The 13,697-nt window shown below is 68.9% G+C and carries 10 protein-coding genes, 1 tRNA gene and 1 riboswitch; of the genes, 9 read left to right on the top strand and 2 right to left on the bottom strand.

Annotated features, from left to right (window positions below; translation table 11 throughout):
* Window positions 1-14 precede the first annotated feature (14 nt).
* From AB5J55_RS17260 to AB5J55_RS17225, 8 genes are all read left to right on the top strand, one after another.
* A complete protein-coding gene (locus AB5J55_RS17260; RefSeq protein WP_369271537.1) occupies window positions 15-1,052 on the top strand; it encodes a transglycosylase family protein in 1,038 nt (345 codons plus the stop codon).
* A 206-nt stretch (window positions 1,053-1,258) separates the two neighbouring features.
* Window positions 1,259-1,457, top strand: a riboswitch (cyclic di-AMP (ydaO/yuaA leader).
* Window positions 1,458-1,461: 4 nt separating this feature from the next.
* Window positions 1,462-2,145 (top strand): transglycosylase family protein, encoded by a 684-nt coding sequence (locus AB5J55_RS17255; protein WP_369271536.1) that lies wholly within the window; start codon window positions 1,462-1,464, stop codon window positions 2,143-2,145.
* Window positions 2,146-2,462: 317 nt separating this feature from the next.
* Entirely contained in the window at window positions 2,463-3,743 is a 1,281-nt protein-coding gene (gene eno, locus AB5J55_RS17250; protein ID WP_369271535.1) for a phosphopyruvate hydratase, read from the top strand.
* A 108-nt stretch (window positions 3,744-3,851) separates the two neighbouring features.
* Window positions 3,852-4,328, top strand: coding sequence for a septum formation initiator family protein (locus tag AB5J55_RS17245; protein ID WP_369271534.1), 477 nt, complete (start codon window positions 3,852-3,854; stop codon window positions 4,326-4,328).
* A 56-nt stretch (window positions 4,329-4,384) separates the two neighbouring features.
* A complete protein-coding gene (locus AB5J55_RS17240; RefSeq protein WP_369271533.1) occupies window positions 4,385-4,924 on the top strand; it encodes a DUF501 domain-containing protein in 540 nt (179 codons plus the stop codon).
* Entirely contained in the window at window positions 4,921-5,874 is a 954-nt protein-coding gene (locus tag AB5J55_RS17235; RefSeq protein WP_369271532.1) for an exopolyphosphatase, read from the top strand. The genes AB5J55_RS17240 and AB5J55_RS17235 overlap by 4 nt, the downstream gene beginning before the upstream one ends.
* A gap of 883 nt (window positions 5,875-6,757) precedes the next feature.
* Window positions 6,758-8,146, top strand: coding sequence for an NAD(P)/FAD-dependent oxidoreductase (locus AB5J55_RS17230; RefSeq protein ID WP_369271531.1), 1,389 nt, complete (start codon window positions 6,758-6,760; stop codon window positions 8,144-8,146).
* A gap of 214 nt (window positions 8,147-8,360) precedes the next feature.
* Window positions 8,361-9,674, top strand: coding sequence for a class I SAM-dependent methyltransferase (locus AB5J55_RS17225; protein WP_369271530.1), 1,314 nt, complete (start codon window positions 8,361-8,363; stop codon window positions 9,672-9,674).
* A gap of 110 nt (window positions 9,675-9,784) precedes the next feature.
* On the opposite strand, the gene AB5J55_RS17220 is transcribed toward AB5J55_RS17225, so the two are convergent.
* Window positions 9,785-12,319 carry an ABC transporter permease gene (locus AB5J55_RS17220; RefSeq protein ID WP_369271529.1) on the bottom strand — a complete coding sequence of 845 codons (2,535 nt, stop codon included), beginning with the start codon at window positions 12,317-12,319 and terminating at the stop codon, window positions 9,785-9,787.
* Entirely contained in the window at window positions 12,319-13,089 is a 771-nt protein-coding gene (locus tag AB5J55_RS17215; protein ID WP_369271528.1) for an ABC transporter ATP-binding protein, read from the bottom strand. The genes AB5J55_RS17220 and AB5J55_RS17215 overlap by 1 nt, the downstream gene beginning before the upstream one ends.
* A gap of 393 nt (window positions 13,090-13,482) precedes the next feature.
* Here AB5J55_RS17215 and AB5J55_RS17210 point away from each other — a divergent pair.
* Window positions 13,483-13,566: transfer RNA gene (locus tag AB5J55_RS17210), tRNA-Leu, on the top strand.
* Window positions 13,567-13,697 lie beyond the last annotated feature (131 nt).

Here is a 13,697-nt window from a genome sequence, read left to right as displayed (position 1 = left end):
TGAAAGGTCCCCGCATGCTCTCCGGGAACGGTCGTCACCGTCGCCCCCGTCAGGCTCCGGCTCTCCTCGTCGCGGCCGGAGTGACCGGGTCCGCCATCGCCATCCCGCTGCTCGGCGCCGCGAGCGCGAGCGCCGCCGACGGCACCGTGTGGGACAAGGTGGCCGAGTGCGAGAGCGGCGGCTCCTGGAGCACGGACGAGGGCGACGGGCGCTACGGCGGCCTGCAACTGACCCAGGGCGACTGGGAGCAGTACGGCGGCCTCGACTACGCCCCGCGCCCCGACCTGGCGAGCCGTTCCCAGCAGATCGCCGTGGCGCAGGAGATCCTCGCCGACCAGGGAACCAAGCCCTGGGGTACCTGTGCGGTGCTCAACGGGCTCACCCCGAAGAACGGCTTGGTCGACCTCGACACCGGAGTGGGGGACGACTCACCCTCCGAGGTGTCCGGATCCTCCGGCTTGCTCGATTCGTCCGGCTCGTCGAGTTCATCCAATTCGTCTGACTCCTCGGGTTCCTCGAACTCGTCGGACTCGACCGATGGACCGTCGAGTTCATCGAGCTCGTCGAGTGAATCCCCCAGTGCTTCGTCCGAATCGCCCCGGGATTCATCCTCTTCTCCCTCTTCCTCCCCTTCCTCGTCGGCCAAGGCGGACAGCTCGGCGAAGCCTGACGCGTCACCTGACGCCAAGGCCTCACAGTCGCCCGACAGCTCCCCCGTGGAGACCCCGGACGGGGACAATCAGGACAACTGGGTGCAAGATGTGGGCGCCTGGAGCCTCGTCGACACCAGTACGCTCACCGGCGAGGCGGCCGGCTCCGGGCGTCACCGCGGGTCCAGTGCCGACGAGAGTGAGGCTGCCGACCCGGCCGCCGAGCCCTCCGGTCGCCATGCCTCGTACAAGGTCCGGGCCGGCGACACTCTGGCCTCCATCGCCGACTCCCTTGACCTCGACGGCGGGTGGCGGGCGCTGTACGACGCGAACAAGGGCGCCATCGGTGCCGACGCGAACGACATCGCCCCCGGTCAGACCCTGGACGTCCCCGTCGAATAAGGGCCGAACGGGGCGAAAAACAGCGGGAGTTCGCGTCACCTTTCGCACCTGAATGTCCGTTTTAAATGCAGTGAGAGATAGATCTCAGAAGCCCTGATCGTCTTTGTAATTCCGGGAATCGGGTGTCTACGGTCGTGATCGCTCGTCACCACGAGCCCCGGCTGCCGCAACGCCGAATCCTGCCAGCGGCCGCACGGGAACAGTCGTCGCGTCAAGCGCCGTAGGCAGGAGCGGGGGACCCAAGGTAAGCGCCGGGTCCGGCAGTTGAGGCCTTTCGGGGCCGCACGCCGGAGTCGGCTTGGGGTGAAGCCGCGCAACGCGAGCCGAAAGGCGGACGAGCGCGGCCGGGCAACTCAACCGGCCCGAACCCGACAGCTCACCTCGCAGGCGTCGGTGAGGGGATCCAACCATGCTGTTTTCCAGCAAGGGCAAGCACCGTCGTCCGTCCAAGGCCGCCCGCGCCATAGCCGTCGTCGGCGTCGCCGGCGCCGCCGCCGTCGCCGCCCCGCTGATGGCGGCCGGCAGCGCCTCCGCCGCCACCGCCTCCGAGTGGGACGCCGTCGCCCAGTGCGAGGCCGGCGGCAACTGGTCGATCAACACCGGCAACGGCTACTACGGCGGCCTGCAGTTCTCCGCCTCCACCTGGGCCGCGTACGGCGGCACGGCGTACGCCTCCACCGCCGACAAGGCCACCAAGGCCCAGCAGATCGAGATCGCCGAGAAGGTTCTCGCGGGCCAGGGCAAGGGTGCCTGGCCGCACTGCGGCACCGGCCTGTCGAGCGCCGCGTACAACGGCTCCGGCTCCTCGCAGAGCACCGAGGACGCCCCTCGCGCCACCGAGGAGCAGCCGGCCTCCCGCTCCGCCGAGCGTCCGGCGGCCGAGAAGAAGTCGACCAAGACCGTCACCACCCCGACCGGCAAGAAGGTCAAGAAGGGCGACGGCGAGTACAAGGTCGCCAAGGGCGAGACCCTCAGCTCGATCGCCGAGAAGAAGAAGGTCAAGGGCGGCTGGGAGAAGCTGTTCCAGCTGAACAAGGACATCGTCGAGGACGCCGACCTGATCTACCCGGGTCAGCAGCTGCACCTGAAGTAATACGCGGCCACAAGCTGAACCGCAGAGCCCTCACATCCGTGGAACTCATCATGAAGACCTCGTGAGGGTCACCCCCGTCCCCCACGGGCTCCCCGCCCCGGTGCGTGTTCCCCCGTACGCACCGGGGCGGGGCTTTTTCTTTCCCTGTAAGTCACCCGCCCTTTGTTCCGGTAGGAAACAATGGGTACGGTTCGGTCCTGTCCACGGGACGGTCGGTCGGCTGCCGATGTCCCCGGGGCGGTTAGGCTCTAGTCGCAAGGCTCACAGCCCCGCACCACCAGCGACACAGTGCTTCACATCCCAAGAAGGAGATACTCGTGCCGTCCATCGACGTCGTCGTAGCCCGGGAAATCCTGGACTCCCGAGGCAATCCCACGGTCGAGGTCGAGGTCGGCCTCGACGACGGCAGCACGGGTCGTGCCGCCGTTCCGTCCGGCGCTTCGACGGGCGCCTTCGAGGCCATCGAGCTCCGCGACGGCGACTCGAACCGCTACCTCGGCAAGGGCGTGGAGAAGGCCGTCCTCGCCGTCATCGAGCAGATCGGCCCGGAGCTGGTCGGCTACGACGCCACCGAGCAGCGCCTGATCGACCAGGCGATGTTCGACCTGGACGCCACCGACAACAAGGGCTCCCTCGGCGCCAACGCCATCCTCGGAGTCTCGCTCGCCGTCGCCCACGCCGCGTCCGAGGCCAGCGACCTCCCGCTGTTCCGCTACCTGGGCGGCCCGAACGCGCACCTGCTGCCGGTGCCGATGATGAACATCCTGAACGGCGGCTCGCACGCCGACTCCAACGTGGACATCCAGGAGTTCATGATCGCCCCGATCGGCGCGGAGTCCTTCTCCGAGGCCCTGCGCTGGGGCGCCGAGGTCTACCACACGCTGAAGAAGGTCCTGAAGAGCAAGGGCCTGGCCACCGGACTCGGCGACGAGGGCGGCTTCGCCCCGAACCTCGGCTCCAACCGCGAGGCCCTCGACCTCATCCTTGAGGCGATCAAGGAGGCCGGCTACACCCCCGGCGAGCAGATCGCCCTCGCGCTCGACGTCGCCGCGTCCGAGTTCTACAAGGACGGCGTCTACACCTTCGAGGGCAAGGACCGCTCGGCCGCCGAGATGACCGAGTACTACGCGGAGCTCGTCGACGCGTACCCGCTCGTCTCCATCGAGGACCCGCTGTTCGAGGACGACTGGGACGGCTGGAAGACCATCACCGACAAGCTCGGTGACAAGGTCCAGCTCGTCGGCGACGACCTGTTCGTCACCAACCCCGAGCGCCTGGCCCGCGGCATCGACGAGGGCGCGGCCAACGCCCTGCTGGTGAAGGTGAACCAGATCGGCTCGCTCACCGAGACGCTGGACGCCGTCGAGCTGGCCCAGCGCAGCGGCTTCAAGTGCATGATGTCCCACCGCTCCGGCGAGACCGAGGACGTCACCATCGCCGACCTGGCCGTCGCCACCAACTGCGGCCAGATCAAGACCGGCGCCCCGGCCCGCTCCGAGCGCGTCGCCAAGTACAACCAGCTGCTGCGCATCGAGGAGATCCTCGACGACGCGGCGGTGTACGCCGGCCGCAGCGCGTTCCCGCGCTTCAAGGGCTGACCGGGCCGAACCCAACCTTGGGTGAGCCTTAGCCAGTCGTACGTACGTCCCCGTACTCGGTCCCGTACCGTGTGCGGGGACGTACGCATGTGAAACGGGAGGCGGGACATGGCCGTCAAGGATCGGGACCGGTTCTCCACCGCGACCAGGATCCGGTTGCTCGGCGAGCAGACGGCGGCCCGTGTCTACCGCTCCCAGACCAAGCGGCAGGCCCGGCGCTCCAGGCTCACCGGACGCGCCGCGCTGCTCGCGCTGGTCGTCTGCTCCATGGTCGTGGCGCTCGCCTACCCGATAAGGCAGTACGTCTCCCAGCGCGCCGAGATCGCCGACATGCAGCGGGAGAAGGAAGAGGCCGCCCGGCGGGTCGAGGAACTGCGCGACGTCAAGGCACGCTGGCAGGACGACGCCTACGCCGAGCAGCAGATCCGGCTGCGGCTGCACTATGTGATGCCGGGGGAGACCGGATACGTCGTGATCGACCCGGACGCGGCCAAGCAGTCGCGCGCCGAGTTGGGCGCGGCCGACCGCCCCTGGTACGCGAACATCTGGGACGGGGTCGACAAGGCCGACGCGTCCCGCCAGTGAACCGATCGTCCGGACCGGTCGACAGACCGCCGACGAGAACAGACAGAAAGACAGGCATGGAAACCGCCCCGCCGCCCACCCCGCGCACCGAGCCCACCGACGCGGACGTCGAGGCCTTCAAGCAGCAGCTCGGGCGTCCCCCGCGCGGGCTGCGCGCGATCGCGCACCGGTGCCCGTGCGGGCAGCCGGACGTCGTCGAGACGGCCCCGCGGCTGCCCGACGGCACGCCCTTCCCGACGCTGTACTACCTGACGTGCCCGAAGGCGTCGTCGGCGATCGGCACGCTGGAGGCGAACGGCGTGATGAAGGAGATGACGGCGCGGCTGGAGTCCGACCCGGAGCTGGCCGCCGCATATCGCTCGGCGCATGAGGACTACATCCGGCGGCGCGACGAGATCGAGGAGCTGACGGGCTTTCCGAGCGCGGGTGGCATGCCGGACCGGGTGAAGTGCCTGCATGTGCTGGTCGCGCACTCGCTGGCCGCGGGGCCGGGGGTGAACCCGCTGGGCGACGAGGCGATCGCGATGCTGCCGGAGTGGTGGAGCAAGGGCGCGTGCGTGACGCTCCCTGAGAAGTCCGAGGAGGGCGGCCAGTGACCCGCGTCGCCGCCATCGACTGCGGTACGAACTCCATCCGGCTCCTCGTGGCCGACGTCGACCCGAACACCGGGGAACTCGTCGACCTGGACCGCCGTATGACCATCGTGCGGCTCGGCCAGGGCGTCGACCGCACGGGGCGGCTCGCGCCCGAGGCGCTGGAGCGGACCTTCGCCGCCTGCCGTGACTACGCGGCGATCATCAAGGAGCACGGCGCAGAGCGGCTGCGGTTCGTCGCCACGTCCGCCTCCCGGGACGCCGAGAACCGGGACGAGTTCGTGAGCGGGGTCATGGACATCCTGGGCGTCGAGCCCGAGGTCGTCACCGGGGACCAGGAGGCCGAGTTCTCCTTCACGGGCGCCACGAAGGAACTCGTGGGGCGCGAGGACCTGCACCGGCCCTACCTCGTCGTGGACATCGGCGGCGGGTCGACCGAGTTCGTGGTCGGCGAGGAGCACGTCCGCGCGGCACGCTCCGTGGACGTCGGCTGCGTGCGGATGACCGAGCGCCATCTGGTCCGCGACGGTGTCGTCTCCGACCCGCCCTCCGAGGAGCAGATCGCGGCGATGCGGGCCGACATCGAGGCGGCCCTCGACCTCGCCGAGGAGACGGTGCCGCTGCGCGAGGCCAGGACGCTGGTGGGGCTTGCCGGTTCGGTCACCACGGTGTCGGCGATCGCGCAGGACCTGCCCGAGTACGACTCGGCCCGCATCCACCACTCCCGGATCGGCCACGAGCGGGTCCGCGAGATCACCGACTGGCTCCTGCGCTCCACCCACGCCGAGCGCGCCGCCGTACCGTCCATGCACCCGGGGCGAGTTGACGTCATCGCGGCGGGCGCGCTGGTGCTGCTGGCGATCATGGAACGGATCGGCGCCGAGGAGGTCGTCGTCAGCGAGCACGACATCCTCGACGGCATCGCCTTCAAGGTGGCGGCGGCGGCCCGGTAGGGCGGGCGCAGCCACTGAGCCGTGGTGCACCCGCGGATGCGCGAAGCCGCGGAACGGCCCCGGTACCTCGTGAAGAGGGACCGGGGCCGTTGCCTCAAAGCCCGTGCGGGCTGTCCGTCAGTTGCAGAGGAGAACGAGGAGGCCGCTGCACCCTCCGTCGTCGCCATGGCCGCCGTGGGCCGGACTGGACTGTACGGCAGAGGCGTTCGTGGCGGCGGGCGTCGCTACCGCAGTGGATGCGGCAGCCGTCCCCAATGCAAGGGCGATGCCGAGGGCAGCGCCGACCGAGACTATTCGCTTGGCAGCCCGCAGGGGCGCCTTCTGTGAGGTGATCATGGCTGCACGTTATGTGGCCTTCTGATCAATTTCGCGCGGAGTGTGGCCGACCGGGTGACGGTCCCTCAGATTTGCCGTACGGGGGTGGGCCGGGTCTCGATTCGCTACTGATGGGTAGCTTCGGTTGAGCAGGTCGGCTAGCGTATGAGCGCCTCCAAGGGGGCTTTCGGGGCCCTCGTCGACCCGCCACGAGCGCGCGTCCGAGAAAGTTCGTGAAGTTCTTCACAAGGAATTCGGCCCTGTCGGACCACAGATCGGTGTCGGTTGACCCTTCCGAGGGGTGAACAACCCCTTGAACATGTTCAGATGGCCGGTGTAAAGAGGCTCCGGGAGCTTCTCGCCCGAGGGTGTTCCGAGACGCTCACAGGGGCTCCGGAGCGACAGAGAGGCAGCTCACGCGGCATTGACAACGGGGCGTATCGCTTCCCGGTTCCCGATCGTGACCATGACCTGCGTCACGCGGGCCGGGGAGTGTAGCACAGGGGCTGCAAGAGCTTGTGAAGGGGCGCACGAGCGACCCCCCTGGGGCAGGTGGATACTCGATGGCATGAGCACCACGGAGCGTCCCAGGATCCTCGTAGTAGGCGGTGGGTACGTAGGCCTGTACGCAGCTCGGCGCATCCTCAAGAAGATGCGCTACGGAGAGGCGACCGTCACGGTCGTCGACCCCCGGTCGTACATGACCTACCAGCCCTTCCTCCCCGAAACCGCCGCCGGCAGCATCTCCCCGCGCCACGTCGTCGTCCCGCTGCGACGCGTGCTGCCCAAGGCGGAGGTCCTCACCGGCCGGGTCACCACCATCGACCAGGACCGCAAGGTCGCCACGATCGCCCCGCTCGTGGGCGAGGCGTACGAGCTGCCCTTCGACTACCTGGTCATCGCGATGGGCGCGGTCTCCCGCACCTTCCCGATCCCCGGCCTCGCCGAGCAGGGCATCGGCATGAAGGGCATTGAGGAGGCCATCGGCCTGCGCAACCACGTCCTCGAGCAGCTCGACAAGGCCGACTCCACGACCGACGAGGAGATCCGCCGCAAGGCGCTCACCTTCGTCTTCATCGGCGGTGGCTTCGCGGGTGCGGAGACCATCGGCGAGGTCGAGGACATGGCCCGCGACGCGGCGAAGTACTACACCAGCGTGTCCCGTGAGGACATGCGGTTCGTCCTCGTCGACGCCGCCGACAAGATCCTGCCCGAGGTCGGCCCGAAGCTCGGCCAGTACGGCAAGGAGCACCTGGAGGCCCGCGGGGTCGAGGTCTACCTCTCCACCTCCATGGACTCCTGCGTCGACGGCCACGTCGTGCTGAAGAACGGGCTCGAGGTCGACTCCAACACCATCGTGTGGACGGCCGGCGTCAAGCCGAACCCGGCCCTCACCCGCTTCGGCCTGCCCCTCGGCCCGCGCGGTCACGTCGACTGCGAGCCGACCCTCCAGGTCGCGGGCACGGACTACATCTGGGCCGCCGGCGACAACGCCCAGGTCCCGGACCTCGTCGGCCGCAAGGCCGGCAACCCCAACGCCTGGTGCCCGCCGAACGCCCAGCACGCGCTGCGTCAGGCCAAGGTCCTCGGCGACAACGTGATCTCCGGTATGCGGGGCTTCCCGCAGAAGGACTACTCGCACGCCAACAAGGGCGCGGTGGCGGGCCTCGGCCTCCACAAGGGCGTGGCGATGATCGTCATGGGCAAGATGAAGATCAAGCTCAAGGGCCGTCTCGCCTGGTACATGCACCGTGGCTACCACGGCATGGCGATGCCGACCTTCAACCGCAAGATCCGCGTCTTCGCCGACTGGACCCTCGGCATGTTCCTCAAGCGTGAGGTCGTGGCGCTGGGCGCGCTGGAGTCCCCGCGCGAGGAGTTCTACGAGGCCGCGAAGCCGGCCCCGGTCGCTCCCGCGAGCACCGCCGAGAAGGGCGAGAAGGCCAAGGCCTCCTGACCTCCGGTCACTTGAACGACCCCGAAGGGGGCCACCCGCCATCCGTGGTGCGGGAGGCCCCCTTCGGGCTGTCCAGGAGCCCTGCGCGGGTGCCGGTCGCGTACGCCTTCCCAGGGTTTGCCCAGCTGTGACGCGCGTGGGGGACTGCGCCCGGGGCTCGCAGGTGTTTACGTGGTGTTGGACATTCCGGGATCCCATCACGGAGGTGTGCGCCATGCCAGACGCCGCCGGGCGGCTGAAGGGCCTGCTCGAACAGTTGCTGGGGGTTCCGCTCCCGGTGCGCATTCGCGCCTGGGACGGTTCGCAGACGGGTCCGCCGGGCGCGCCGACCCTCGTCGTACGCAATCGCCGCGCCGTACGGCGGCTGCTGTGGAAGCCCGGCGAGCTGGGGCTGGCCCGGGCCTGGGTGGCCGGGGACCTCGACATCGAGGGCGACCTGTACGCCGGCCTCGATCTGCTCGCGGAGCTCGTGTGGGAGCGCGGGGAGGATGCCCGCAGCCTGGCTCAGGCGCTCCGGGATCCCGACGTACGTGCCGCCGTCCGCGGCCTCGTCAAGCTCGGCGGACTGCCGCTGCCGCCCGCGCCGCCTCCCGAGGAGGTGCGCCGGGCCCGTGCCCATCTGCACACCAAGCGCACCGACAGACGCGCGATCAGCCACCACTACGACGTCGGCAACGACTTCTACGAGATCGTCCTCGGCCCGTCGATGGTGTACTCCTGCGCCTACTGGCCGGCCCCGCCCCCGCACGGCGCCCTCGAGGCCGCCCAGCGCGACAAGCTCGACCTCGTCTGCCGCAAGCTCGACCTGAGGCCCGGCCTGCGGCTGCTCGACGTCGGCTGCGGCTGGGGCTCCATGGCCATGCACGCGGCCCGCGAGTACGGCGTGAGCGTCGTCGGCATCACCCTCTCCCAGGAGCAGGCGGCCTACGCCCGCAAGCGCATCGCCGACGAGGGGCTCACCGACAAGGTGGAGATCCGCGTACAGGACTACCGGGACGTCGGCGACGGGCCGTACGACGCCGTCTCCTCCATCGGCATGGCCGAACACGTCGGCGCCGAGCGGTACCTGGAGTACGCCGACATGCTGCACCGGCTGCTCAAGCCCGGTGGGCGGCTGCTCAACCACCAGATCGGGCGTCGGCCGCAGCGGGACGAATCCACGTACGAGGTCGACGCGTTCATCGACGCGTATGTCTTCCCCGACGGCGAGCTCCAGCCCATCGGCGTCACCGTCACCCAGCTCGAACGCGCCGGTTTCGAGGTGCGTGACGTCGAGTCGATCCGGGAGCACTACGCCCTGACGCTGCGCCGCTGGGTCGCCAACCTGGAAGCCGACTGGCCGCGGGCCGTCAAGCTCACCGGCGTCGGACGTGCCCGCGTCTGGCGGCTGTACATGGCCGCCTGCGTGCTCGCCTTCGAGCGCAACCGCATCGGCGTCAACCAGGTGCTGGCCGTCAGGACGCCCGACTCCGGTGACTCCGGGATGCCGTTGCGGGCCCGCAAGTGGAGTGAGCCCGAGCACCGTTGATCCGGATGAGGCCGTTGATCCGGATGTGAGGGGACGCGAGAGGACGCAAGCCGAAGGGCCGGGCTTCCCCGTGGTGGGGAAGCCCGGCCCTTCGGGGTGCCGGAGTGTGGTCACTCGGCCTTGATCGCGTTCAGCATGTTCAGCCGTGCGGCGTTGCGGGCCGGCCACAGCGCGGCGAGGACGCCGACCAGTCCGGCCAGCACCAGGAAGATCCCGATCCGGTCCCAGGGCAGGACCAGAGCGTAGCCCGGGATCTGGTCCGCGAAGGTCTCGCCGATCGCCCAGCCGAGGAACGAGCCGAGACCGATGCCGACCACCGCGCCGAACACCGAGATGACCACTGCCTCCAGCCGGACCATCCGCTTCACCCGGCGCCGGTCGAGACCGATCGCACGCAGCATGCCGATCTCCTGCTGCCGTTCGAAGACCGACATCGCGAGGGTGTTGACGACACCCAGCACCGCGATGATCAGGGCCATCGCCAGCAGGCCGTACATGATGTTCAGCAGGGTGTTGATGACGCCGCCGAACTCGTTGCGGATGTCCTGCTTGTCCATCACCTTGATCGCGGGGTTGTCGCCCAGCGCGTTGATCAGGGCCTTCTCGTTCGCCGCGGACTGGCCGCCGTCCACCTTCACGAAGATCTGCTGGATGTACGGCTGGACCTCGTGCGGGTTCACGACCTTCGTGTCGACGAGGACGGGCGAGAGGAACTCGCTGTCCTTGAAGACGGCGCCGACCTTGAGCGTGCCCTTCTTCTCGTCGTTGAACGTGACGGGGACGCTGTCGCCGGGCTTCCAGCCCTTGCTCTTGGCCGTCTTCTCGGCGACCGCGATCTGGCCCTCGGCGAGCGAGTCGATGTTGCCGCTGACGACGTCGACGTTCAGGACCTGCTGGATGTCGCCCGGCGTGACCGCCGAGGCGGACACGTAGTCCTCGTCACCGGCCTGGAAGTAGACGCTCTGCTGCGGCGAGACCGCCGAGACGCCCTTGGCCTTCTCCAGCGCCGTCAGCGCGGACTGGTCGAGGTCCCCGCCGTTCGCCATCGAGACCATGTAGTCGGCCTTGATGTTGTCCGTGGTCATCTTGTCGATGGCCGTGCCGACCGTGATGCCGAGCACCGACAGGCCGGTCACCAGCGTCAGTCCGATCGCCAGCGCCGAGGCGGTGGCTCCGGTGCGGCGCGGGTTGCGGACCGCGTTCTGTCCGGCCAGCTTGCCGGCCACGCCGAACGGGCCGACGAGCAGCGGACGGACGAGCGCGATCACGGGCCGGGACAGCAGCGGGATCAGGATGATCACGCCGATCAGCGCGAAGAACGCGCCCGCCCCGATGTACATCCGGCCGTCGTCGCCGCCGGTCGAGGCACCCAGCACGATCCCGGCCGCGCCGAGGCCGGTGATGGCCGTACCGATGGAGTTGCGCAGCACCAGCGACTTGGTGGTGGCCGCCGCGTGGACGCTGTTCATGGCCGCCACCGGCGGGATCTTCGCGGCCCGGCGGCCGGGCAGCCAGGCGGCGAACATGGTGATCAGCACACCGACGCTGATCGCGGCGATCACCGGCGTGGCGGACAGGACGAGCGGGCCGTCCGGAATCTTCATCTCGAACGCGGCCATCCCGGACCGCAGGCCGACCGCGAGCCCGATGCCGAGGACGAAGCCGATCACCGAGGCGACCAGACCCACCACCGCGGCCTCGGCGAGCACCGAGCGGGTGATCTGCTTGCGCGACGCACCGACGGCGCGCATCAGGGCGATCTCCTTCGTGCGCTGGGCGACCAGCATCGTGAAGGTGTTGGAGATCAGGAAGATACCGACGAAGAGCGCGATGCCCGCGAAGCCGAGCAGGACCTGCTTGAGCGAGCCCAGACCCTGTTCGATCTGCTCGGCCTGCTCGTCGGCGAGGGCCTGGCCGGTCTGGGCCTCGGCGCTGTCCGGCAGCAGCGGCTTGACCGCGTCCAGGATCTTCTTGTCGTCCGCGCCGGCGGCGGCGGTGACGGTGACGCTCTCGAAGTAGCCCGGCTTGAGGTACTGCTTCTGGGCGACCGCGGTGTCGAAGAGGACGAGGCTGCCGCCGGCGTTCACGGCGCCGTCCTCGGTGGTGAACACGCCGCTGAGGGTGTACTCCTTCACCGGCCCGTTCGTGGCGACCCGGACCCGGTCGCCGACCTGGTACTCGCCCTTGGTCGCGGACTCCTTGTCCAGGGCGATCTGATCGTCCTTCACCGGGCCCGAGCCGTCGGTGAACGTGTAGGCGGTGTCCTTGCCGTCCTTGCCGGGGGCGAAGTTGGAGCCCTTGTTGGACCAGCCGACGCCGATCAGCTTCCCGTCGGGGTCGGCGACCCCGGCGAAGCCCTCGACGCGGCCGTACGCGGCGTCGACGCCGTCCACCGCGGCGATCTTGTCGAGGGTCTTCCGGGAGAGGCCGGGCTCTTCCTTGGCGTCGTCGGGGTTGGCGTACGAGGTGATGGAGACGGCGACGTTGTCGTAGCTCTTCGCCGACTGGTTGCGGAAGGCGTTGGAGAGGGTGTCGGCGAAGACCAGGGTGCCGGAGACGAACGCGACGCCGAGCATGACGGCGAGCACGGTCATCAGGAGCCGGGCCTTGTGCGCCAGTACGTTGCGCAGGGCGGTGCGGAACATCAGCTGGTGCGGCCCTTCGCGTCGAACTGCTTCATGAAGTCGAGGACGTTGTCCGCGGTCGGCCGGTACATCTCGTCGACGATCCGTCCGTCGGCGAGGAAGACCACGCGGTCCGCGTACGCGGCGGCCACCGGGTCGTGCGTGACCATCACGACGGTCTGCCCCAACTCCCGTACGGAGTTGCGCAGGAAGCCCAGCACCTCGGCGCCCGAGCGCGAGTCGAGGTTTCCGGTGGGCTCGTCGCCGAAGATGATCTCGGGCTTGGATGCCAGGGCGCGGGCGACGGCGACGCGCTGCTGCTGACCGCCGGAGAGCTGGGCGGGGCGGTGGCTGAGGCGGTCGGCGAGGCCCACCATCCGGATGACCGAGTCCAGCCACTGCTTGTCGGGCTTGCGGCCCGCGATGTCCATCGGGAGGGTGATGTTCTCCAGGGCCGTCAGCGTCGGCAGCAGGTTGAACGCCTGGAAGATGAAGCCGATCTTGTCCCGGCGCAGCTTGGTCAGCTGCTTGTCCTTCAGGGAGCCGAGCTCGGTGTCGCCGATGCGCACCGAACCGGAGGAGAAGGTGTCCAGGCCGGCCACGCAGTGCATCAGCGTGGACTTGCCGGAGCCGGACGGGCCCATGATCGCGGTGAACTCGGCCTGCCGGAATTCGACGGAGACCCGGTCCAGGGCGACCACCTGGGTCTCGCCCTGTCCGTAGATCTTCGACAGATCCGTGGCGCGCGCGGCCACGGAGGTGGCCCGGCCGGCGATGGATGCGGTGGTCACGAGAAGGCACTCCTGAGGGACGACGGTGTGTACGAGGGGACGTAGTCCATCGTCCCGGCCGGAGTGCGCCGTGTAGTCAGTCGCTGTTCCGGTTCCGAAGGCAGACTGCGGATGGACCGGACCTCGCCGCGTCATACCTGAGGATGACGAGGACCCCTGACGGCCCCTCGTGTCAAGAACAGGTGGAGCGTCCTCGTTCGGACGGTGAAATTCCGTCATTCCGTATGCGCCGTCGACCGCCGCACGTAAGGCTATTGGCAAGTGCGGATGGCGTGTTCCGTGGGCTGATGCACCCTCAGACGTCAATAAAATAAGACAACATCGGTCCGCCCGTCCGCTGTTCGGGGGATGTATCCCGATAGGCTCGGAACCTCGATGCGGAGCCCATGGCCTGCCCAGATGGTGGAATGCAGACACGGCGAGCTTAAACCTCGCTGCCCCTTCGCGGGCGTGCCGGTTCAAGTCCGGCTCTGGGCACTTCCGACGTTCTCCTTCCCCTTGAGCTTCCTGCAAGCTCCCTTCAAGTCTTCGCCGAACCGTTGACAGCGGGCGTGTGCGGTCGGAGACTCGCGTCAGGAAATGGTGAATGAAACTTCACCTGGCGAACA

The organism is Streptomyces sp. R11, assembly GCF_041051905.1.
Lineage (GTDB): Bacteria > Actinomycetota > Actinomycetes > Streptomycetales > Streptomycetaceae > Streptomyces.
The sequence above is the reverse complement of the archived record's forward strand: the minus strand, read 5'-3'. Positions and strand labels throughout refer to the sequence as shown.

What these genes read in the sequence shown, in the direction of transcription:
- AB5J55_RS17255 (WP_369271536.1), top strand. Translation starts at nt 1,462, where the DNA reads ATGCTGTTTTCCAGCAAGGGCAAGCACCGTCGTCCGTCCAAGGCCGCC.
- AB5J55_RS17245 (WP_369271534.1), top strand. Translation starts at nt 3,852, where the DNA reads ATGGCCGTCAAGGATCGGGACCGGTTCTCCACCGCGACCAGGATCCGG.
- AB5J55_RS17260 (WP_369271537.1), top strand. Translation starts at nt 15, where the DNA reads ATGCTCTCCGGGAACGGTCGTCACCGTCGCCCCCGTCAGGCTCCGGCT.
- AB5J55_RS17225 (WP_369271530.1), top strand. Translation starts at nt 8,361, where the DNA reads ATGCCAGACGCCGCCGGGCGGCTGAAGGGCCTGCTCGAACAGTTGCTG.
- AB5J55_RS17220 (WP_369271529.1), bottom strand. Translation starts at nt 12,319, where the DNA reads ATGTTCCGCACCGCCCTGCGCAACGTACTGGCGCACAAGGCCCGGCTC.
- AB5J55_RS17230 (WP_369271531.1), top strand. Translation starts at nt 6,758, where the DNA reads ATGAGCACCACGGAGCGTCCCAGGATCCTCGTAGTAGGCGGTGGGTAC.
- AB5J55_RS17240 (WP_369271533.1), top strand. Translation starts at nt 4,385, where the DNA reads ATGGAAACCGCCCCGCCGCCCACCCCGCGCACCGAGCCCACCGACGCG.